Origin of the sequence: Variovorax sp. M-6 (assembly GCF_052114385.1) — a bacterium.
Classification (GTDB): Bacteria; Pseudomonadota; Gammaproteobacteria; order Burkholderiales; family Burkholderiaceae_C; genus Variovorax.
The window spans coordinates 30054-51804 of the sequence record NZ_JBFREQ010000022.1; the positions used below are offsets into that span (position 1 = coordinate 30054).

At 67.4% G+C, this 21751-nt stretch carries 19 protein-coding genes; 7 read left to right on the top strand and 12 right to left on the bottom strand.

The genetic code is table 11. The features are described from left to right. Positions 1 to 4 precede the first annotated feature (4 nt). Positions 5 to 589, bottom strand: a complete 585-nt coding sequence (gene purN, locus AB4Z46_RS22520) for a phosphoribosylglycinamide formyltransferase (RefSeq protein ID WP_442285768.1) — start codon at positions 587 to 589, stop codon at positions 5 to 7. Positions 590 to 732: 143 nt separating this feature from the next. Here purN and AB4Z46_RS22525 point away from each other — a divergent pair, with 143 nt between their 5' ends. Next, positions 733 to 1914: an acyl-CoA dehydrogenase family protein gene (locus tag AB4Z46_RS22525; RefSeq protein WP_442285769.1), complete on the top strand. Its 1182-nt coding sequence runs from the start codon at positions 733 to 735 to the stop codon at positions 1912 to 1914. A gap of 24 nt (positions 1915 to 1938) precedes the next feature. Beyond that, entirely contained in the window at positions 1939 to 3054 is a 1116-nt protein-coding gene (locus tag AB4Z46_RS22530; RefSeq protein ID WP_442285770.1) for an acyl-CoA dehydrogenase family protein, read from the top strand. A gap of 152 nt (positions 3055 to 3206) precedes the next feature. Here AB4Z46_RS22530 and AB4Z46_RS22535 read toward each other — a convergent pair whose 3' ends face one another. Continuing rightward, positions 3207 to 3764, bottom strand: coding sequence for an HNH endonuclease (locus AB4Z46_RS22535; protein WP_442285771.1), 558 nt, complete (start codon positions 3762 to 3764; stop codon positions 3207 to 3209). A 163-nt stretch (positions 3765 to 3927) separates the two neighbouring features. On the opposite strand from AB4Z46_RS22535, the gene AB4Z46_RS22540 reads away from it, so the two are divergent. The 4 genes from AB4Z46_RS22540 (at position 3928) to AB4Z46_RS22555 (ending at position 10129) form a co-directional block, all read left to right on the top strand. Then, positions 3928 to 4965: a bifunctional riboflavin kinase/FAD synthetase gene (locus tag AB4Z46_RS22540; RefSeq protein ID WP_442285772.1), complete on the top strand. Its 1038-nt coding sequence runs from the start codon at positions 3928 to 3930 to the stop codon at positions 4963 to 4965. A 108-nt stretch (positions 4966 to 5073) separates the two neighbouring features. Further along, a complete protein-coding gene (gene ileS, locus AB4Z46_RS22545) occupies positions 5074 to 7917 on the top strand; it encodes an isoleucine--tRNA ligase (RefSeq protein ID WP_442285773.1) in 2844 nt (947 codons plus the stop codon). Beyond that, the gene (gene lspA / locus AB4Z46_RS22550; protein WP_442285774.1) at positions 7917 to 8414 is read left to right on the top strand and encodes a signal peptidase II; all 498 of its coding nucleotides are present in this window, start codon (positions 7917 to 7919) and stop codon (positions 8412 to 8414) included. The genes ileS and lspA overlap by 1 nt, the downstream gene beginning before the upstream one ends. A gap of 59 nt (positions 8415 to 8473) precedes the next feature. After that, positions 8474 to 10129, top strand: a complete 1656-nt coding sequence (locus AB4Z46_RS22555; RefSeq protein ID WP_442285775.1) for a Na/Pi cotransporter family protein — start codon at positions 8474 to 8476, stop codon at positions 10127 to 10129. Between the two features lie 12 nt (positions 10130 to 10141). Here AB4Z46_RS22555 and AB4Z46_RS22560 read toward each other — a convergent pair whose 3' ends face one another. Genes AB4Z46_RS22560 through AB4Z46_RS22580 form a run of 5 tightly spaced genes read right to left on the bottom strand, consistent with a single transcriptional unit; the run spans position 10142 to position 15466 of the window. After that, positions 10142 to 11125, bottom strand: coding sequence for a quinone oxidoreductase family protein (locus tag AB4Z46_RS22560; RefSeq protein WP_442285776.1), 984 nt, complete (start codon positions 11123 to 11125; stop codon positions 10142 to 10144). 13 nt (positions 11126 to 11138) lie between these two features. Beyond that, positions 11139 to 11936 (bottom strand): SDR family oxidoreductase, encoded by a 798-nt coding sequence (locus tag AB4Z46_RS22565; protein WP_442285777.1) that lies wholly within the window; start codon positions 11934 to 11936, stop codon positions 11139 to 11141. 16 nt (positions 11937 to 11952) lie between these two features. Further along, on the bottom strand, positions 11953 to 12873 hold the full coding sequence (locus AB4Z46_RS22570; RefSeq protein WP_442285778.1) for a DMT family transporter: 921 nt from the start codon (positions 12871 to 12873) through the stop codon (positions 11953 to 11955). Positions 12874 to 12879: 6 nt separating this feature from the next. Then, a complete protein-coding gene (locus AB4Z46_RS22575) occupies positions 12880 to 14493 on the bottom strand; it encodes a gamma-glutamyltransferase family protein (protein WP_442285779.1) in 1614 nt (537 codons plus the stop codon). A gap of 1 nt (position 14494) precedes the next feature. Beyond that, positions 14495 to 15466 (bottom strand): tripartite tricarboxylate transporter substrate binding protein, encoded by a 972-nt coding sequence (locus tag AB4Z46_RS22580; RefSeq protein WP_442285780.1) that lies wholly within the window; start codon positions 15464 to 15466, stop codon positions 14495 to 14497. 98 nt (positions 15467 to 15564) lie between these two features. Here AB4Z46_RS22580 and AB4Z46_RS22585 point away from each other — a divergent pair, with 98 nt between their 5' ends. Continuing rightward, positions 15565 to 16494, top strand: a complete 930-nt coding sequence (locus AB4Z46_RS22585) for a LysR family transcriptional regulator (RefSeq protein WP_442285781.1) — start codon at positions 15565 to 15567, stop codon at positions 16492 to 16494. Positions 16495 to 16549: 55 nt separating this feature from the next. Here the strand turns inward: AB4Z46_RS22585 and AB4Z46_RS22590 are convergent, their stop codons facing one another. The 5 genes from AB4Z46_RS22590 to AB4Z46_RS22610 form a co-directional block, all read right to left on the bottom strand. Continuing rightward, positions 16550 to 18061, bottom strand: coding sequence for a tripartite tricarboxylate transporter permease (locus AB4Z46_RS22590; RefSeq protein ID WP_442285782.1), 1512 nt, complete (start codon positions 18059 to 18061; stop codon positions 16550 to 16552). A gap of 10 nt (positions 18062 to 18071) precedes the next feature. Beyond that, complete coding sequence (locus AB4Z46_RS22595; protein ID WP_442285783.1) at positions 18072 to 18560, bottom strand: tripartite tricarboxylate transporter TctB family protein; 489 nt, start codon at positions 18558 to 18560, stop codon at positions 18072 to 18074. Positions 18561 to 18664: 104 nt separating this feature from the next. Further along, positions 18665 to 20452, bottom strand: a complete 1788-nt coding sequence (locus tag AB4Z46_RS22600) for a GspE/PulE family protein (RefSeq protein WP_442285784.1) — start codon at positions 20450 to 20452, stop codon at positions 18665 to 18667. Positions 20453 to 20459: 7 nt separating this feature from the next. Beyond that, entirely contained in the window at positions 20460 to 21203 is a 744-nt protein-coding gene (locus AB4Z46_RS22605; protein WP_442285785.1) for a spermidine synthase, read from the bottom strand. Beyond that, on the bottom strand, positions 21200 to 21733 hold the full coding sequence (locus tag AB4Z46_RS22610) for a DNA-deoxyinosine glycosylase (protein WP_442285786.1): 534 nt from the start codon (positions 21731 to 21733) through the stop codon (positions 21200 to 21202). The genes AB4Z46_RS22605 and AB4Z46_RS22610 overlap by 4 nt, the downstream gene beginning before the upstream one ends. Positions 21734 to 21751: the final 18 nt, after the last annotated feature.

Below are 21751 nucleotides of genomic sequence, written 5' to 3' on the forward strand. Positions count from 1 at the left end.
TGTGTCATTTTGTTTCCACAAGCCAGGCCGCAATCGCTTGCGGGTAAACCCGGTGTTCGTGAACCAGAACACGTTCCGCCAGCGTCGCTGGGGTGTCGTCGGGCAGCACCGGCACCACCGCCTGCGCCAGGATCGGCCCATGGTCGAGTTCGACCGTCACTTCGTGCACCGTGAGCCCTGCCACCTTGCAGCCGGCCTCGATGGCGCGTTGGTGGGTATGGAGGCCGGGGAACGCCGGCAGCAGAGACGGATGGATGTTCAGCAGCCGGCGCGCGTAGCGGGTCACGAAGCCGGGTGTCAGGATGCGCATGAATCCCGCCAACACGACCAGCGCCGGCGCGTGCACGTCGATGGCCTCGGCGAGGGCGGCATCGAAGTCCTCCCGGCTGGTGAAATCCTTGTGCGAGACCACCGCGGTTGAAATGCCCCTGGCACGGGCGAGCGCCAGCCCCGGCGCGTCCGCCTTGTTGCTGATGACGGCGGCGACGCGGGCATCGAATCGGGCCGCCCAGCGCTCCTGCTCGGCGGCCCGCACGATGGCCGCCATGTTCGACCCGCCGCCGGAGATAAGGATCACAATGTTCTTCATGGGACGCGGGATTATCCGTGCTGCCTTTTCGCGCTCCGTGTTGTCGCGACGCGGACACCCCGAAAGCGCACGACCGTGCTAAAACCGGCGGTTCCGGAGACACGCCGCGCCCGCGGCGGTTCGATCAACACAGCGAGGCACGCATGGATTTGAGCTTCACGCCCGAAGAACAGAAGTTCCGCGAAGATATTCGCGCCTGGGTCAAAGAAAACCTTCCCCAAGACATCTCGCACAAGGTGCACAACGCGCTCGAACTGACGCGTGACGACCTGCAGCGATGGGCCAAGATCCTCGGCAAGAAGGGCTGGCTGGGCTACGGCTGGCCGAAGGAATTCGGCGGCCCCGGCTGGACCGCGGTCGAGAAGCACCTGTTCGAGGAAGAAGCCGCGCTGGCCGGCGCGCCGCGCATCATTCCCTTCGGTCCGGTGATGGTGGCGCCGGTCATCATGGCCTACGGCAACGCCGAGCAGCACAAGCGCTTCCTGCCGGGCATCGCCAGCGGCGAGGTCTGGTGGAGCCAGGGTTACAGCGAACCGGGTTCCGGCTCGGACCTGGCCTCGGTCAAGACCAAGGCCGAGCGCAAGGGCGACAAGTACATCGTCAACGGCCAGAAGACCTGGACCACGCTGGGCCAGTACGGCGAATGGATCTTCTGCCTGGTGCGCACCAGCAACGAGGGCAAGCCGCAGACCGGCATCAGCTTCCTGCTGATCGACATGAAGTCGCCGGGCGTCACGGTCCGCCCGATCAAGCTGCTCGACGGCGGCCACGAGGTCAACGAGGTCTTCTTCGACAACGTCGAGGTGCCGGCCGAGAACCTGATCGGCGAGGAGAACAAGGGCTGGACCTACGCCAAGCACCTGCTGTCGCACGAGCGCACCAACATCGCCGACGTCAACCGCGCCAAGCGCGAGCTCGAACGCGTCAAGCGCCTGGCCAAGAGCGAAGGCGTCTGGGAAGACGCCCGCTTCCGCGACGAGATCGCCAAGCTCGAGGTCGACGTGGTCGCGCTCGAGATGCTGGTGCTGCGCGTGCTGTCGGCCGCCACCTCGGGCAAGAACTCGCTCGACATCGCGGGCCTGCTGAAGATCAAGGGCAGCGAGATCCAGCAGCGCTATTCCGAGTTGATGATGCTGGCCGGCGGCCCCTACGCGCTGCCGCTGATCCGCGAAGCGATGGAAGCCGGCTGGCAAGGCGACTTCCCGGGCGGCCATCCGCAACTGGCACCGCTTTCGTCGACCTACTTCAACATGCGCAAGACCACCATCTACGGCGGCAGCAACGAAGTGCAGCGCAACATCGTCGCGCAGACGGTCTTGGGTTGAACGCGAACTCACAAGGATCAGGCAATGGACTTCAATTTTTCCGATGACCAGCAGCAGCTTCGCGACGCGGTCGCCAAGTGGGTCGAAAAAGGCTACGGTTTCGAGCGCCGCCGCGCCATCGAGGCCGCGGGCGGCTTCTCGCGCGAGGCCTGGGACGAACTGGCGGAACTGGGCCTGGGCGGCCTCTATATCCCCGAGGACGAGGGCGGCCTGGGCATGGGCCCGGTCGAAGGCATGGTCGTGATGGAAGAGCTGGGCCGCGGCATCGTGCTCGAGCCGCTGGCGCAATCGTTCATCGCCGGCGCCCTGCTCGCCGGCCATGCCGACGCCGACACCAAGGACAACTGGCTGCCGCGCATCGCAGGCGGGCAGGCGCTGGTGGTGCTGGCCTACCAGGAGCGCAAGGCGCGCTACCGGCTCGACGTCTGCGAGGCCAAGGCGCAGAAGGCCGGCAACGGCTTCACCGTGCACGGCACCAAGAGCCTGGTGCCGGCCGGCGACGAAGCCGATGCCTTTCTGGTGCCGGCCCAGCTCGACGGCAAGATGGCCCTCTTCCTGGTCGAGCGCGCTGCCGACGGCGTCGCGGCACGCGGCTACGGCACCCAGGACGGCAGCCGCGCGGCCGAAGTCGTGTTCGACGGCGCGGCCGCCACGCTGGTCACCCGCGACGGCCTGGCCGCACTCGAGCACGGAGTCGACATCGGCATCGCCTCGACCTGCGCCGAAGCCGTGGGCGTGATGGACCAGGCGCTCGCGGTCACGGTCGACTACATGAACACGCGCAAGCAGTTCGGCGTCGCGATCGCCACCTTCCAGGCGCTGCGCCACCGCGTCGCCGACATGAAGATGCAGCTCGAGCTGGCCCGCTCGATGAGCTACTACGCGAGCCTGAAGCTCAATGCCCCGGCCGCCGAACGCCGCCAGGCGATGGCCCGCGCCAAGTACCAGCTCGGTGCCTCGATGCGTTTCGTGGGCCAGCAGTCCGTGCAGCTGCACGGCGGCATCGGCGTGACCGACGAATACATCGGCAGCCACTACTTCCGCAAGCTCACGCAGCTCGAGATGACCTTCGGCGACAGCCTGCACCACCTGGGCGAAGTGTCGGCCCGCATGCAGGACACGGCAGGCGTCTTCGCCTGAACTGTTGCTCGCCCCCAGGTTGGGCTCACTTCGTGTAGCCCGCCCACCCCCTGCCGGGGGCAACACCAGCGGCCCGGCAAAGCCGGTTCCGCGGTGTTTCACGAAGGGGCCTGGCTTCGCCGGCCGCGGACTGCAGTCTTGCTATGGCTGCATCAGCCGTGCAGCCTCGAGCTTTGGGGCAGGTGCGCCATCAGGAATTCCATCTGGTCGGCCAGGATCCGGCGGTTGCGCAGGATGAAGTCTTCCCACAGGCTGGGCACGTAGGGCGCGTAGAGCAGCGCCATCCCGGCCTGCTCGGGCGTGCGGCTGCTCTTGCGGTGATTGCAGGGCCGGCAGGCCGTGACCACGTTCATCCAGGTGTCGATTCCCTTTTGAGCGAACGGGATGATGTGCTCGCGCGTGAGTTCTTCCTCGCCGAAGTGGCCGCCGCAGTAGGCGCAGACGTTGCGGTCGCGCGCGAACAGCTTGCTGTTGGTCAGGCCGGGGCGCTGCGTGAAGGGATTGATGCGCGGCACGCCCTTGGTGCCGATGATGCTGTTGATCGCGATCTGCGATTGCTGGCCGGTGACCGCGTTGTGGCCGCCCCGGAACACCGCCACCTGCGCGCCTACCTCCCAGCGGACCTCGTCGGAGGCATAGTGGATCACCGCCTGCTCGAGCGAAATCCACGATTGGGGCAGCCCTTGGGCCGACAGCTTCAAGACCTTCACACACGTCTCCTCTGACCAGAGAAACCACGGAAAGACCGATCACCGGCGCTTGCCACACGCACTTGCGTGCAGCGCACTGCGTCACAATATACCGGTTTTGTGACAAAAGGCCCTGATGTGCCCATTCCATGGGCGCGAAGTGCTATCAAAAAGATACCAAACGATGCAGGTCTTCCGGGGATTTCGGCATCCGGGCGTGGCTCCGGCCTGCGCCCTGACCATTGGCAATTTCGACGGTGTGCACCGTGGTCACCAGGCGATGCTGGGGCTGCTGAATACCGAGGCGCGCCTGCGCGGGCTGCCCAGCTGCGTGCTGAGTTTCGAGCCGCATCCGCGCGACTACTTCGCCGCGCTCAACAGGCGCCCCGAACTGGCGCCGGCGCGCATCGGCACCCTGCGCGACAAGCTCACCGAACTGGCCGCGGGCGGCGTGGCGCAGACCATCGTGCTGCCCTTCGACGCCCGGCTGGCCTCGCAGACGCCGGAGGAGTTCATCCAGCACGTGCTGATCGAGGGCCTGGGCGCGCGCTACGTGCTGGTCGGCGACGATTTCCGCTTCGGCGCCAGGCGCGCCGGCGACTACGCGATGCTCGACCGTGCCGGCGACCAGCACGGTTTCGACGTCGCGCGCATGAACAGCTACGAGGTGCATGGCCTGCGGGTCTCGAGTTCGGCCGTGCGCGAGGCGCTGGCCGACGGACGGATGGCCGATGTCCAGGCGCTGCTGGGACGGCCCTACGCGATTTCCGGCCACGTGGTCCATGGACGCAAGCTCGGCCGCGCGCTGGGCGCCTCGGCGCCGGGCCGCGACGACGGCTTCCGCACCCTCAACCTGCGCTTCAAGCACTGGAAGCCGGCCGCCAGCGGCATCTTCGCGGTCTTGGTGCACGGGCTGTCCGAGGCGCCGCTGCCCGGTGTGGCCAACCTCGGCGTCAGGCCTTCGCTCGACGCCAACGACGTCAACGCCGGGCGGGTGCTGCTGGAGACCCATTGCCTCGATTGGCCGGCCCATCTGGGCAGCGAAGGGGCCTACGGTAAAATCGTGCGCGTGGAACTGCTGCACAAACTGCACGACGAATTGCGCTACACCAGCCTCGAGGCCCTGACTGCGGGCATCGCGAAGGATGGCCGCGATGCGCGTGCCTTCTTTGCCTCCACGCACGCCGAGACCCATCGCCAGACCACGCGCGACCGAATTTAGAGCGGAACCCTCGCTTTCCGCCGCGTTCGGCCGCCTTGGGATGCAAGGGGCCGCATGCCCCCCTCGATCCCCGAGCGTTGCAAGGCAGCGCAGAATTCTGGAACTCCCATGGCTGACACCAAGACCGACGGCGCCACCGACTACCGCGCCACGCTGAACCTGCCCGACACCCCCTTCCCGATGCGCGGCGACCTGCCCAAGCGCGAGCCGGGCTGGGTCAAGGAGTGGAACGAGGAAGGCCTCTACCAGCGCCTGCGCGACGCCCGCCATGGCGCGCCCAAGTTCATCCTGCACGACGGCCCGCCGTACGCCAATGGCCAGATCCACATGGGCCACGCGGTCAACAAGATCCTGAAGGACATGATCACCAAGGCGCGCCAGCTCGAGGGCTTCGACGCGCTCTACGTGCCGGGCTGGGACTGCCACGGCCTGCCGATCGAGAACGCGATCGAGAAGAAGTACGGCCGCAACCTGAGCCGCGACGAGATGCAGGCCAAGAGCCGCGCCTACGCAACCGAGCAGATCGCCCAGCAGATGGGCGACTTCCAGCGCCTGGGCGTGCTGGGCGAGTGGGACCATCCGTACAAGACGATGGATTTCGCCAACGAGGCGGGCGAGATCCGCGCCTTCAAGCGCGTGATCGAGCGCGGCTTCGTCTACCGCGGCCTGAAGCCGGTGTACTGGTGCTTCGACTGCGGCTCCTCGCTGGCCGAGTTCGAGATCGAATACGCGGACAAGAAGTCGCAGACCCTCGACGTCGCCTTCAAGGCGCACGACCCGGCCAGGCTGGCCGCCGCCTTCGGCCTGCCTGCGCTCGCGAAGGATGCCTTCGCCGTCATCTGGACCACCACCGCCTGGACCATCCCGGCCAACCAGGCCATCAACCTGAACCCCGAGCTCGACTACGCCCTGGTCGACACCGAGCGCGGCCTGCTGGTTCTCGCCGCGTCCCTGGTCGAGATGTGCATGAACCGCTATGCGCTCGACGGCACCGTGCTGGCCACGGTCAAGGGCGAGAAGCTCGGCGGGCTCGAGTTCGAGCATCCGCTGTACGACGTCGATGCCGGCTTTCGGCGCCTGTCGCCGGTTTACCTGGCCGACTACGCGACTGCCGACGACGGCACCGGCCTGGTCCACTCCTCGCCAGCCTATGGGGTGGACGACTTCAACTCCTGCATCGCGCACGGCGTGGCGTACGACGACATCCTGAACCCGGTGCAGGGCAACGGCTCGTACGCGCCCGACTTCCCCCTGTTCGGCGGGCAGAACATCTGGAAGGCGGTGCCGGTCATCATCCAGGCGCTGCGCGATGCCGGCCGCCTGCTGACGACCGAGGTCATCACCCACAGCTACCCGCACTGCTGGCGCCACAAGACGCCGGTGATCTACCGCGCGGCCGCCCAGTGGTTCATCCGCATGGACGAGGGCGAAGGCGTGTTCACCAAGGACAAGGCGCCGCAGACGCTGCGCCAGACCGCACTGGCGGCGATCGAGCAGACCACCTTCTATCCGGAGAACGGCAAGGCGCGCCTGCACGACATGATCGCCAACCGGCCCGACTGGTGCATCAGCCGCCAGCGCAGCTGGGGCGTGCCGATCCCGTTCTTCCTGCACAAGGATTCGGGCGAGCTGCATCCGCGCACGATGGAGATCCTCGACCAGGCCGCGGCCATCGTCGAGCAGGGCGGCATCGAGGCCTGGAGCCGCGTGACGACCGAGGAGATCCTCGGCGCCGAGGACGCTGCGTCCTATACCAAGAGCACCGACATCCTCGAGGTCTGGTTCGACTCGGGCTCGACCTTCTATCACGTGCTGCGGGGCACCCACCCGAACGTGCACCATGAAACCGGCCCCGAGGCCGACCTCTACCTCGAAGGCCATGACCAGCATCGCGGCTGGTTCCATTCGTCGCTCTTGATCGCCAGCGCGCTCGAGGGCCGCGCGCCCTACCGCGGCCTGCTGACGCACGGCTTCACGGTCGACAGCCAGGGCCGCAAGATGAGCAAGTCGCTCGGCAACGGCATCGACCCGCAGGAAGTCAACAAGAAGCTGGGCGCCGAGATCACGCGCCTGTGGGTGGCCGCGAGCGACTACTCGGGCGACATCGCGGGCGACGACAAGATCCTGGCGCGCGTGGTGGACGCCTACCGGCGCATCCGCAACACGCTGCGCTTCCTGTTGGCCAACACCAGCGACTTCGACATCAAGAAGGATGCGGTGCCGCTCGGCGAGTTGCTCGAGATCGACCGCTACGCGCTGAGCCGCGCCGCCCAGTTCCAGGCCGAGATCCTCGCGCACTACAAGGTGTACGAGTTCCATCCGGTGGTGGCCAAGCTGCAGGTGTACTGCTCCGAAGACCTCGGCGCCTTCTACCTCGACGTGCTGAAGGACCGGCTCTACACGACCGCGCCCGGTTCGCACGCGCGCCGCAGCGCCCAGACCGCGCTGTGGCACATCACGCAGGCGATGCTGCGCTGGATGGCGCCGTTCCTGAGCTTCACGGCCGAAGAGGCGTGGAAGTTCTGCGGCGACGGCCAGTCGATCTTCGTCCAGACCTATTGCGACCTCGGCACGCCCGACGAAGCGCTGCTGGCCAAGTGGACCCGCATCCGCGAGATCCGCGATGCGGTCAACAAGGAGATCGAGACCGTGCGCACCGCCGGCCAGGTCGGCTCCTCGCTGCAGGCCAACGTGGCGATCACGGCGCCGGCCGACGACCATGCGCTGCTGGCCTCCCTGGGCGACGACCTGAAGTTCGTGCTGATCACCTCGGCGGTCGAGCTGGCGGCCGGGGACGCGCTGTCGGCCCAGGTGATGGCGAGTGCCGCGACCAAGTGCGAGCGCTGCTGGCACTGGCGCGACGACGTCGGCCACGACCCGGCCCACCCGGGTATCTGCGGTCGCTGCACCAGCAACCTGTACGGCGCCGGAGAGAAAAGGAACGTCGCCTGATGGCCCGCAAATCCTCGGGCTCGTCGGGCCTCGGCATCTGGCCCTGGCTTGGCCTCGCGCTGGTGATCGTGATCGTCGACCAGTTCACCAAGACGCTGATCCTGGGCTACTACAAGTACGGCGACGTGACCTACGTCACCAGCTTCTTCAACGTGGTCCGGGCCCACAACACCGGCGCGGCGTTTTCCTTCCTGGCCGATGCGGCCGGCTGGCAGCGCTGGTTCTTCACCGCCATCGGCATCGCGGCGGCGGTCTTCATCGTCTGGATGCTGAAGTCGCATGCCGGCCAGAAGCTGTTCTCGTTCTCGATGGCCGCCATCCTGGGCGGTGCCATCGGCAACGTGATCGACCGCATGATGCACGGCTACGTGGTCGACTTCCTGGACTTCCACATGGCCGGCCGGCACTTCCCGGCCTTCAACGTGGCCGACAGCGCCATCACCCTCGGCGCGATCTGCCTGATCCTGGATGAACTGAGGCGCGTGCGGCGCAAGTAGCCCGGCCGCGCCATGGAAGCCGGGCCAGCTTGGGGCTTGGTCTATAGTCCCCTGCTTCCATGAAGCATCTGTTGAATTTACTCGCGGCGGTCGCGCTGCTGGTATGGGGCACCCATCTCGTTCGCACGGGCGTGCTGCGCGTCTTCGGCGCCAACCTGCGCAAGATCCTGGTCCACAGCATGCGCAACCGCTTCACGGCGGCCCTCTCGGGCATCGGCGTGACGGCGCTGGTCCAGTCGAGCACCGCGACCTCGCTGATGACCTCCTCCTTCGTCGGCCAGGGCCTGGTGACGCTGCCGGCCGCGCTGGCGGTGATGCGCGGGGCCGACATCGGCACCGCCCTGATGTCGGTGCTGTTCTCGGCCGACCTGTCATGGCTGTCGCCGCTCTTCATCTTCGTCGGCGTGGTGCTGTTCATCACCCGCCCGTCGAGCGTGGCCGGCCGCGTCGGGCGAGTGCTGATCGGGCTCGGCCTGATGCTGCTCGCGCTGCAACTGGTGGTGGCGGCCACCGGACCCCTGTTCGCCGGCCAGGCGATGCGTGAATTGCTGGGCACGCTGGGCAGCGACGTGCTGCTGGAGATCACCATCGGCGCCGCGCTCGCGATCGTCGCCTACTCGAGCCTGGCGGTCGTGCTGCTGGTCGCGGCAATGGCGAGTTCGAACGTGGTGCCGCTCGACGTCGCGCTCGGACTGGTGCTCGGCGCCAATCTCGGCAGCGGGCTGCTGGCGGTGCTGACCACCGCCAAGTCGGCGGTCTCGGTCCGGCAGGTCACGGTGGGCAACCTGGTCTTCAAGCTGCTCGGCGTGGCGATCGCGGCCCCCTTCGTCGGCCTCTGGCTGCGCGAGGTCAGGCCCTACATCTCGGACGCGACGCAGTTCGTCGTGCTGTACCACCTGGCCTTCAACGTGCTCGTGAGCATCGGCTTCATCGGCCTCACCGATTGGGTGGCGGCGCTGGTGACACGCCTGCTGCCGGTGCCGGAGGAGCCCGCGGCCACGCGGCGGCCCCAGCACCTGGACCCCTCGGCCCTGTCGACGCCGACGCTGGCCATCTCGAATGCCGCGCGCGAGGCGCTGCACCAGGCCGACGTGGTCGAGACCATGCTGATCGGCGTGCTCAACGTGATCCGCAACAACGACCTGCGGCTGGCCCAGGAGCTGCGCAAGCTCGACGACACGGTCGACGAGCTGTACTCCGCCATCAAGTACTACATGACCAAGATTTCGCGCGAGGCCCTGGGCGAGGAGGAAAGCCGGCGCTGGACCGACATCATCAGCTTCACGATCAACATGGAGCAGATCGGCGACATCATCGAGCGCGTGATCATCGACATCGAGGACAAGAAGATCAAGCCGCAGCGCAACTTCTCCGACGCCGGCATGCGCGAGATCGTCGAGCTGCACGAGCGGCTGGTGGCCAACCTCCGGCTCAGCATGAGCGTGTTCCTGAACGGCAGCGTGCGCGATGCCCAGAAGCTGCTCGAGGAGAAGGCGCGCTTCCGCGACCTGGAGCGCGCCTACGCCACCACCCACCTCGGGCGCCTGTCGGACCAGACCGCGCTGAGCATCGAGACCAGTTCGCTGCACATCGACCTGATCAGCGACCTGAAGCGCATCAACTCGCACATCTGCTCGATCGCCTACCCGATCCTCGAATCGGCCGGCGCGCTGGCGCCCACCCGGATGCGGGAATCGCGGCTCAACACGCTGTAGCCCGCCAGCGGGCTACAGCGTGAGGATGGTGCAGCCGGTGGTCTTGCGGGCTTCGAGGTCGCGGTGCGCCTGCTGCACGTCGGCCAGGGCGTAGCGCTGGTCGATCGGGATCTTCACCGCGCCGCTCTCGACCACCGCGAACAGCTCGTCGGCCATTGCCTGCGTGCTCTCGCGCGTGGCGATGTGCGTGAACAGGGTCGGACGCGTGACGTAGCAGGAGCCCTTGGCCAGAATGCCGAGGTTGAAGGCCGCCACGGGCCCCGAGCCGTTGCCGAAGACCGCCAGCAGGCCGAAGGGCCGCAGGCAGGCCAGCGAGCCCTCGAAGGTGTCCTTGCCGACCGAGTCGTAGACCACCTTGACCCCCTTGCCGCCGGTGATCTCCTTCACGCGCTCGGCGAAGTTCTCCTTGCTGTAGTTGATCGCGTGCGCGGCGCCGTGGGCCAGCGCGAGCTGGCACTTGGCGTCGGTGCCGGCCGTGCCGATCAGCTGCAGCCCGAGCGCCTTGGCCCACTGGCAGGCGATCAGGCCGACGCCGCCGGCCGCCGCATGGAACACGATGAAGTCGCCGGGCTGCAGGCCCTCGGCCGGCAGCGTCCTGCGCAGCAGATACTGCGTCGTCAGGCCCTTCAGCATCATCGCGGCGCCGGTCTCGAAGGAGATCGCGTCGGGCAGCTTGCAGACGTGCTTGGCCGGCATCACGCGCAGCTCGCAATAGGAGCCGGGAGGCTGGCTGGCGTAGGCGGCGCGATCGCCGGGCTTCAGGTGCGTGACGCCCTCGCCCACCGCCTCGACCACGCCGGAGGCTTCCATGCCGAGCTGAAGCGGCATCGCGAACGGGTAGAGGCCGCTGCGCTGGTAGGTGTCGATGAAGTTGAGGCCCACCGCCTTGTGGCGGATCCGGATCTCGCCGGGACCGGGGTCGCCGACCTCGACTTCGACGAATTTGAGCTCCTCGGGACCGCCGTGGCGGTCGATGCGCACTGCCTTGCTCTTCATTGGCGTCTCCTGGTCAATAGGTACCGGGGTATGCGCCGCCATCGGCCAGCACGTTCTGGCCCGTGACGTAGGCGGCATGCACGCTGCACAGGAAGGCGCAGATGGCACCGAACTCCGCCGGCGTGCCGAAGCGGCCTGCGGGAATGTTCTTCTGACGGCTGGCACGGATCGCGTCGATGTCCTGCCCGGACTTCTTCGCCGCGCCGGCCAAGGTGCCCTTCAGCCGATCGGTGTCGAACGATCCCGGCAGCAGGTTGTTGATCGTCACGCCCTTGGCCGCGACGCCCGTGCGCGCGACACCGGCGACGAAGCCCGTGAGTCCGCTGCGCGCACCGTTGCTCAGGCCCAGGATGTCGATCGGCGCCTTCACGGAGCTCGAGGTGATGTTGACGATGCGCCCGAAGCCGCGCGCCGCCATGCCGTCGACCGTGGTCTTGATCAGCTCGATCGGCGTCAGCATGTTGGCGTCGATCGCCTTCACCCATGCCTCGCGGTCCCAGTCGCGGAAGTCGCCGGGCGGCGGGCCGCCTGCATTGGTGACCACGATGTCGTAGTCGGCATGCACGGCGAAAACCGCGGAGCGGCCCTCGGGCGTCGTGATGTCGGCCGCCACGTGCTTCACGAAGGGCCTGGCCGCGCCGCCCGCCGCGCTGGCTTGCAGGGTCTTGGCGGCGGCTTCCAGCGCCTCGGCGCCGCGCGCCACGATCACCAGGTTCACGCCCTCGCGCACCAGCGCTTCCGCGCAGCCGTAGCCCAATCCCTTGCTGGCGCCGCACACCAGTGCAGTCCTGCCCGCGATTCCCAGATCCATGTTGATTCCTCCGGGCTCAGCGCCCCGTTCGTGTGAAGACAAAGATGCCGGCGATCACCAGCACGGTGCCGGCCGCAATCCAGGCGGTGAAGGGCTCGCCGAGCAGCACCACGCCCATCAGGATGGTCGACATCGGCCCGACCATACCCGTTTGCGCCGCCATCGCGGGGCCGATACGCTCGATCGCCATCATCACCGCAAGGACAGGGATGGCGGTGCACAGCGTGGCGTTGAGCACCGACAGCCAGATCACCTCGGGCGCCACCTCGAAGGCCGCGCTCATCGGCCGCAAGAGCAGGAACTGGGCGATGCACAGCAGGCAGGCCACGCTGGTCGCCAGTCCCACCAGGCGCAGCGACCCGAGCCGCTTGACGAACTCGCCGCTGGCGACCAGGTAGGCTGCGTAGCTCACCGCGCTCAGGAACACCAGGAACGCACCCCACGCGGCCGAGGCGCTGTGGCCCAGGCTCAGCTCATGGCCAAACACCAGCAGCACGCCCGAATAGCTGATGGCCATGCCGGCGAACTGCCAGCGCGTGATACGCCGCCGGTAGACGATCCAGCCGAACAGCAGCACCAGCGTCGGGTTGAGGTACAGGATCAACCGCTCGAGGCTGGCCGTGATGTAGGCCAGCCCCGCGAAGTCCAGGAAGCTCGACAGGTAGTAGCCCGAGAAGCCGAGCCCGACGACACCGACCCAGTCGCGCCGCGTGAGCGCCGGCTTGCCCCGCCCGGCCCACCACGCCATGAGCGCGAACAGCGGCAGCGCGAACAGCATGCGCAGCATGATCAGCGTCACCGCATCGACGCCGTGCCGGTAGGCGAGCTTGACGATGATCGCCTTGCCGCTGAAGGCGATCGCACCGAAGGTGGCGAGGGCCAGGCCCGGCGCAAGGCTCTTGCGGGTGGTTTGCTGCGCGGACGCCTGAAGCTGCATCGAACCCTAGAACCCCGCGGCCAAGCCGTCGCGGCGCGCGTCGCTGGCCGCCACGTAGCCTTCCACCGCCGGGTCGCCCGCGCGCCAGATGAACTGGCCGGCGCCGAAGTCCTGGTAGGAGTCGTTGATGACGTCGACCTTGTGGCCGAGCGCGGACAGGCCCTGCACGGTGGCCGGGTCCATCGTGGCCTCGACATTGATCTCGAGTCCCGAATTGAAGCGCCAGCGCGGCGCATCGCAGGCCGACTGCGGACTCTGGCCGTAGTCCAGCATGCGCACCAGGGTCTGCATGTGGCCCTGCGGCTGCATGTTGCCGCCCATGACGCCGAAGCTCATCACCGGCGCGCCGTCCTTCGTGAGGAAGGCCGGAATGATGGTGTGGAACGGGCGTTTGCCGGGCGCCACCAGGTTCGGGCTCGCGTCCTTCAGGCTGAAGCCGTGGCCGCGGTTCTGCAGGCTGATGCCGAAACCCGGCTCCACGCAGCCCGAGCCGAAGCCCATGTAGTTGCTCTGGATGAAGCTCACCATCATGCCGCTCTCGTCGGCCGCCGTGAGGTAGATGGTGCCGCCCTTGACCGGGTTGCCTGCCTTGAAGTCCTGCGCCTTGTTCACATCGATGAGTTTGGCACGCGAGGCGAGGTAGGCCCCATCGAGCATTTGCAGCGGGGTCAGCTCCATCGACGATGGCTCCGACACGTAGCGGTAGGTGTCCGCGAACGCGAGCTTCATGGCTTCGATCTGCAGGTGCTGCGAGCGAACCGAGTCGACCGGGATCGAGCCGATGTCGAAATGCTCCAGGATGCCGAGCGCGATCAGGGCGGCGATGCCCTGTCCGTTCGGCGGAATCTCGTGCAGCGTGTGGCCGCGGTAGTTCTGGGCGATGGGTTCGACCCATTCGGGCTTCCAGTTCGCGAGGTCGCGCACCTTGAGGCTGCCGCCGTTCTCGTTCGAGAATTTCTCCAGCGCCTCGGCGATCTCGCCGCTGTAGAAGGCATCGCCGCGGGTCGCCGCGATGGCCTTCAGGGCGCGCGCGGCCGCCGGGAAACGGAACAGCTCGCCCACTTCGGGCGCCCGGCCCCACGGCAGGAAGCTCTGCGCGAAGCCCGGCTGGGATTGCAGGATGGGCGTGGCCGCGGCCCACTTCTGCTGCACCACGGGCGGCATCAGGTAGCCGCGCTCGGCGATCTCGATTGCCGGCGCCATGAGGTCGGCGAAAGGCAGCTTGCCGAAACGCTCGGACAACGCCACCCAGCCGCCGACCGCGCCCGGCACCGTGACCGAATCCATGCCGCGCATCGGCGGCGTCGCGGCATCGGCGCCGTGCTTCTTGCGGAAGTAGTCGGGCGTCCACGCAGCGGGCGCGCAGCCCGAGGCGTTGAGGCCGTGCAGCTTCTTGCAGTCCCACAGGATGCAGAAGGCATCGCTGCCGAGGCCGTTGCTGACCGGCTCGACCAGCGTCATGACCGCCGCGGTCGCGACCGCGGCATCGACCGCATTGCCGCCTTGCTGCAGGATGCGCAGCCCGGCCTGGGCCGCCAGCGGGTGCGAGGTCGAGACGACGTTGCGGGCGAAGACCGGAATGCGGGTGGAGGTATAGGGGTTTGCGTAGTCGAATTTCATTTCAATCGCCCGTGATCTTCCTGTCGATGATGATCTGCTTCCATTTGGCCGCGTCGGCCGCCACCATGCTCGCGAGCTGCGCCGGCGTGCTGGTGGTGGGCTCGATGCCCAGGCGCGCCAGCTTGTCGCGCACCTCCGGGTCGCTCAGTGACTGGTTGGCGGCCGTGTTGATGCGGCTCACCATGTCGGCCGGCAGGCCCTTCGGGCCGTAGAGGCCGAACCAGGTGTTGGATTCGAAGCCCGGCAGCACGTCGGCGATCGGCGGCAGTTCGGGCGCCAGCGGGCTGGGCTTGAGCGTGGTCACGCCCAGCGCACGCAGCCGGCCGTCGCGCACGTGCGGCATGCCGGTCGGCAACGAGTCGAACAGCACGTCGACCTTGCCCGTGATCAGGTCGGGAATCGCGAGCGCGGTGCCCTTGTACGGGATGTGAGTGACGAAGACGCCGGCCTGCGACTTGAAGAGCTCGGCCGTGAGCTGCACGATGGTGCCGTTGCCGCTCGACGCGTAGTTGAGCTTGCCGGGATTCTTCTTTGCGTAGTCGATCCACTCGCGCACCGTCTTGGCGGGCGAGTTGTTGGGCACCAGCATGATGCTCGGCGCATCGCCCACGTGGGCGATCGGCGTGAAGTCGCGCACCGTGTCATAGGGCAGCTTGGCGTTGATCGCCGGGCCGATCGAATGGGTGCTGGTGGTGGCCAGCAGCAGCGTGTAGCCGTCGGCCGGCGCCTTGGCGGCCATGTCGGAGCCGATCGCGCCGCCGGCGCCGGGCTTGTTGTCGATCACCACCGTGGTGCCGAGCTTCTCGCCCATCTTCTGCGACAGCGTGCGCGCGAAGAGGTCGGTGGCGCCGCCGGCCGGAAACGGCACGATCAGGCGGATCGGCTTGGTCGGGTAGCCCTGCGCGAGGCTGGCGGAGGACGCCGCCAGGCACAACGCTGCGGCACAGGCTTGGATGAACTGGATTCGTTTCATGGTCTTCGATTTTGTTCCCTGTAGAAGGAATCCGGATGCTATGCAAGGCAGGGGCATCAAGCCAGATAATCTAGTTTATCGAACTATGAATTGAACTTATGACCCGGATCGCCGGCGAAGAGATCTCCCTGCAGCAGCTGCGGGCGCTGGCAGCGGTCGCCGACACCGGCAGCTTCACGCTGGCGGCGGAGGCCCTCCAACTCACCCAGCCCGCGATCAGCCACCTGATCAAGCGCATGGAACACGAGCTCGGGCAGCCTCTGGTCGTACGCGGTCGCCGCATCCGCATCACCAACGCGGGCCAGATGATGGTCGACACCGCAGTGCGCGCGCTGCGGCTGATCGACGAGTCGGTCGGCGCCTGCCTCTCGCAGTCCCAGCTGCGCGAGGGGCGCGTGGTGCTGGCGGTGGGCCACCTCACGGCGGGCGCCCTGCTGCCGCCCCTGCTGGGCCGCTTCTCGCAGCAGTACCCGGCGCTCGCGACCACGCTGATGGACAGCACGGCGGAACAGATGATCTCGCGGATCCTGTCGCAGGAGGCCGACCTGGGCTTCGGCTCGGACATCGGCCAGCGGCATTCGGAACTGGCGACCGAGCCGCTCTTCGTCGAGCGCATGGCCCTGTTCGTTCGCGACGACCATCCGCTGGCGCAGCGCGTGGTGATCGATGCCCGCCACCTGGAGTCGCTGCCGTTCATCCATGTCAATCCGGACGCCAACGTCTGGCGTGCGGTCAGCCGGCAGCTGTCGAGCGTGGCCAACGTCTACCCGCGGGTGGTCCATCACGTGTCGATGCTGTCGACGGCCTTCGGACTGATCCAGGCCGGTGCCGGCGTCGCGCTGCTGCCGCGCTACGTCGAGGTCCTGATGCCGGGCAACCTGCGCGCGGTGACGGTCACGCGCCCGACGCTGGAGTATCCGGTGGTCGCGGTGCGGTTGGCCAAGCATCCGCTCAACCCCGCCGCCCTGGCCTTCCTGGCCATGGCGCGGCAGCACATGAAGCCTCCGCGCGCGCACAAGTCGCCATAAAAAAAACGGCACCCGAAGGTGCCGTTCTCTTGCTTGCCGCGAGGGCGCAGGGGGATCAATCCTCGACGAAGGCTTCTTCGCGCTTGGACTTCACCGCCGGCAGCAGGACGATGATCAGCAGCAGCAGCGCCGCCGCCAGCAGGCCGGCCGAGATCGGCCGCGTGACGAAGACGATCCAGTCGCCACGCGACAGCAGCAGGGCGCGGCGCAGGTTCTCTTCCATCATCGGCCCCAGGATGAAGCCCAGCAGCAGCGGCGCGGGCTCGCAGCCGAGCTTGAAGAAGGTGTAGCCGACGAAACCGAAGATCGCCACCATCCAGATGTCGAAGGTGTTGTTGTTGGTCGAGTACACGCCGATGGCGCAGAACAGCACGATGGCCGGGAACAGGTACTTGTAGGGCACCGACAGCAGCTTGATCCACATGCCGATGAGCGGCAGGTTCAGGATGATCAGCATCGCGTTGCCGAGCCACATCGAGGCGATCAGGCCCCAGAACAGTTCCGGGTTGCTGGTCATGACCTGCGGACCGGGCTGGATGTTGTGGATCGTCATCGCGCCGACCATCAGCGCCATCACGGCGTTGGGCGGGATGCCCAGCGTCAGCAGCGGGATGAAGGAGGTCTGCGCGCCGGCGTTGTTGGCCGACTCGGGAGCCGCCACGCCGCGGATGTTGCCCTTGCCGAAGGGCACTTCGCCCGGATGCAGCTTGGTCTTCTTCTCGATGGTGTAGGCCGCGAAGGCCGCCAGCAGCGCGCCGCCGCCGGGCAGGATGCCGAGCGCCGCGCCGAGCGCCGTGCCGCGCAGCACCGCGGGCACCATGCGCTTGAAGTCGTCCTTGGTCGGGAACAGGCCGGACACCTTGGCGGTGAACACCTCGCGGTCTTCCTCCGGCCGCGACAGGTTGGCGATGATTTCGCCGTAGCCGAACACGCCCATCGCGATGGCGACGAAGCCGATGCCGTCGGTGAGTTCGGGAATGTCGAAGCTGAAGCGCGCCACGCCGGAATTCACGTCGGTGCCGACCAGGCCCAGCAACAGGCCCAGCACGATCATCGCGATCGCCTTGAGCAGCGAGCCCGAGGCCAGCACCACGGCGCCGATCAGGCCCAGGATCATCAGCGAGAAGTACTCGGCCGGGCCGAACTTGAAGGCCAGTTCGGTCAGCGGCGGCGCGAACGCCGCCAGGATCAGCGTGCCGACGCAGCCGGCGAAGAACGAACCCAGGCCGGCCGCGGCCAGCGCAGGCCCCGCCCGCCCCTTGCGCGCCATCTGGTAGCCGTCGATGACGGTCACCACCGAGGACGATTCGCCCGGCAGGTTGACCAGGATGGCGGTGGTGGAGCCACCGTACTGGGCGCCATAGTAGATACCGGCCAGCATGATGAGGGCCGACACCGGCGGCAGCGCGTAGGTCGCCGGCAGCAGCATCGCGATGGTGGCGACCGGGCCGATGCCCGGCAGCACGCCGATCAGGGTGCCCAGGATGCAGCCGACCAGGCAGTACAGCAGGTTGGTGAAGGTGAACGCGACACCAAAGCCAAGGGAAAGGTTGTTGAGAAGTTCCATTTGCCAGTCCTCAGCCCGTGATGAAGGTGGGCCACACCTGGATTTGCAGCTTGAGCGCCCAGATGAAGGCGATGTAGCTGCCGACGGCCAGCGCCGTGGCGAGGATCAGCACCTTGGGCAGGTTGAATTCGCTGCCCGCGAGACTCGAGATGAGGACCAGCGCGTAGATCGCGATGATCATTCCCATGGCGGGTACGCCGAGGCTCGGCAGGCCGCCCAGCAGCACGCCGAAGGCCAGGTTGGCGCCGAGGATGTAGACCACCTGCTTCCAGGCCCACTTGCCGATCTTCTCGCCGTCCTCGGTCTCGACCGTGAGGCCGGTGAACATGATCACCAGCCCGATGACGGCCATCAGGATGCCGAGCATCAGCGGGAAGTAGCCCGGGCCCATGCGGGCGCCGTTGCCGACGTTGTAGGTCGTCGCCCCCCAGGCGAACGCGACTCCCACGACGGCGAACATCACCCCCGAGAAGAAGTCTTTCTGACTCTTGATTTTCACGAACAGTCTCCACGAAAAAACTCGATCGGAGATTGTGTGGTCAGGTGGAAGTCAGCCCGATGTGGATTCCACCTACCGACTCTTCAGGGTTATCCCTGCTTGCCTCATTCCAGCGGAGGGGTGGCGCTGAGCACTTCCTCGATGGTGGTGACGCCCTCCGCGACCCGCAGCGCGCCGGCCAGGCGCAACGGCCGCATGCCGTCGACCACCGCCTGGCGCCGCAGCCCGACCGTGTTCGGCTCCTTCGTGACCAGGGCCTTGAATTCCTCGCTGATGCTCAGCAGTTCGTACAGCCCCATGCGCCCCATGTAGCCGGTCATGCGGCAGTCGACGCAGCCGACCGGCTTGTAGGCCCGCACCGAGCCGTTGATCTGCCACGGCTTGACGAACTCGGCCAGCCTCTCGCGCGTCACCGATTCGTCCGGCTGCTTGCAATGAGGGCACAGCGTGCGCACCAGGCGCTGGGCCAGCACGCCGAGCATCACCGCGTTGATCAGATAGGACGGCACGCCCAGCTCCATCAACCGGGTGATCGCGCTCGGCGCGTCGTTGGTGTGCAGGGTGCTGAAGACCAGGTGGCCGGTGAGCGCCGCCTGCACCGCCATCTCGGCGGTCGCGAGGTCGCGGATCTCGCCGACCATGATGATGTCCGGGTCCTGCCGCATCAGGGCGCGCAGGCCTTCGGTGAAGCCGAAATCGAGTTGCGCCTGCACCTGCGTCTGGTTGAAGGAGGGCTCGATCATCTCGATCGGGTCCTCCACCGTGCTGACGTTGACCTGCTCGGTCGCGACGCGCTTGAGCGTCGAGTACAGCGTGGTGGTCTTGCCCGAGCCGGTCGGGCCGGTCACCAGGATGATGCCGTGCGGCCGGGTCACGAGCTTCTCCCAGCGCTGCGCGTCGTGCGGGGCGAAGCCGAGCGCGTCGAGGTCCTTGACCGCCGTGTCGGGGTCGAAGATCCGCATCACCATCTTCTCGCCGAAGGCGGTCGGCAGCGTCGACAGGCGCATCTCGACCTCGTCGCCGCGCAGGTTGCGCGTCTTGATGCGGCCGTCGAGCGGACGCCGCTTCTCGACCACGTCCATCCGGCCCAGCAGCTTGATGCGCGCGACCATCGCGTTCATCACGCCCATCGGCATCTGGTAGGCCGGATGCAGCACGCCGTCGATGCGGAAGCGGATCATGCCCTGGTCGCGCCGCGGTTCCAGGTGGATGTCGCTGGCGCGCTGGTCGAAGGCGTACTGCCACAACCAGTCGACCACCTGCACCACGCTCTGGTCGTTGGCGTCGAGCTGCTTGTTGCTCTTGCCGAGTTCGACCAGCTGCTCGAAGCTGGCGCCGCCGGCGTTGCCGCCGGCCTTCTGCGCCGCCCGCACCGACTTCGCGAGCGCAAAGAACTCGGCCGTGTAGCGCTGGATGTCGGCCGGGTTGGCGACCACCCGGCGCACCGTGCGGCGCGACTGGCGCTCGACTTCGGCGATCCAGTCGGTCAGGAAGGGTTCGGCCGTGGCCACCACCACCTCGCTCGGCGTCACCTGCACCGGCAGCACCTTGTGCCGCTCGGCATAGGCCGCGCTCATGGTGTCGGCGACCTTGCCCACATCGACCTTGAGCGGGTCGATGCGCAGGTACGAGAGCCCGGCGCGGCCGGCCAGCCACTGGGCCAGCATCTCGAGATCGAGCGGCTTGCCGTCGCTCTCGCGGGTCATCGCGACATTGGCCAGGCGAACCAGCGGCGCCTGGCGGCTCTCGGCCTGGGCGCAGCGCGCCTGCGTGCGCTTGGCTTCGACCGGCGAGATCACGCCGTCCTGGGCCAGCCATTCGATCAGGTGGCGCAGGACCAGCGGGCCCTCGTGACGCGAGGCGGCGGTGGCGGCGGGGGTGACGGCGCTCATGGGGAGTTCAGCTCTGGGGTTTGAAGACCCGCAGCCACTTCGGCGCGGGCAGGCCCCAGCGAGTCTGGATGCTTTGGGCGCGCTCGGCAAGAAGGGGCCGCTTGGGGCGGGTGGCTTCGCGCTGGGCCAGCACCACGGTGTTGCCCTCGCGCGTCGGCTTGAAGGCCCAGACCGCCTCGGCGCCGAAGGCCGCGGTGATCTTCTCGAGGCTGCGCTCGTAGCTCGACGAGCGGCCGAACAGGTTGACCGTCATGGCGCCGTCCTCGGTCAGCAAGGCGCGGCAGTCGGCGTAGAAGGCTTCGCTGTCGAGCACTGGCGCGGCCGCCTCGTGGTCGTACAGGTCGACCTGCAGCGCATCGACCGTCCCCAGCCAGCGCGGCTTGCGGATCTCGACCGCGGCATCGGCGACCACGATCTCGAGCTTGGTGTCGTCGGCCGGCAGCTTGAACCAGCCGCGGCAGGCGGCCACGACCTGCGGATTGAGCTCGATCGCCGTGGTGCGCATGCGCAGGGTCTTGCGGCAGAACTTGGTCAGGCTGGCCGCGCCCAGGCCGAGTTGCATCGCGTGTCGCTTGCCGACGCCTGCGGGATCGACGAACAGGAGCCACGCCATCATGCGCTGGACGTATTCGAGCTCGATCTCGAAGGGCGCATCGAGCTTCATCGACCCCTGCACCCATTCGGTGCCGAGGTGCAGATAGCGCACATCGCCCCAATCGGAGAAATTGACCTCGGGAAGGGAGACTTTCATGGAATGACCAAATACCTTTCAAACACCTCGCGCCACGCCTGGACCTTGCGCTCGAGGCTCCAGGATGCGTTGGCAGGACTCGACGAGGGCAGCCGATGGACCGGGACGCCCAGCGCCCGCGTGTGCCGCGCATGCCGGAAGCTTTCGCCGCCGTTGTGTGCAATGGCCGCGAGCCGGGGCAGCCGGAGGCTCGCGATGTCGTTCGCCACGGGCTCGCGGATCGCCGAGTCGAGGCTGCCTTCGCGCTCGCAACTGGCATAGACATCCCACACGCCGAGCCCCCGGTCGAGCAGCCAGGCGCTACGCTTTTTATAGCTGTCTTCACCCACTGGCAGCGGGTTTGCGGGCCACAGCGCCTGCAAAATCTTCCAAAAACCATTTTGCGGGTGCGCATAATACTGCTGCTGCGCGATCGACCGGGCCCCAGGAAAGCTGCCGAGAATCAACAAGGCGGTGTTCTCGGAAACGATTGGCGCGAGCCCCGTGAGCACGGCCTTGACGTCGCCTGGGCGCGAGACCGGCTTATTCATGACGACGAACGCTGCACG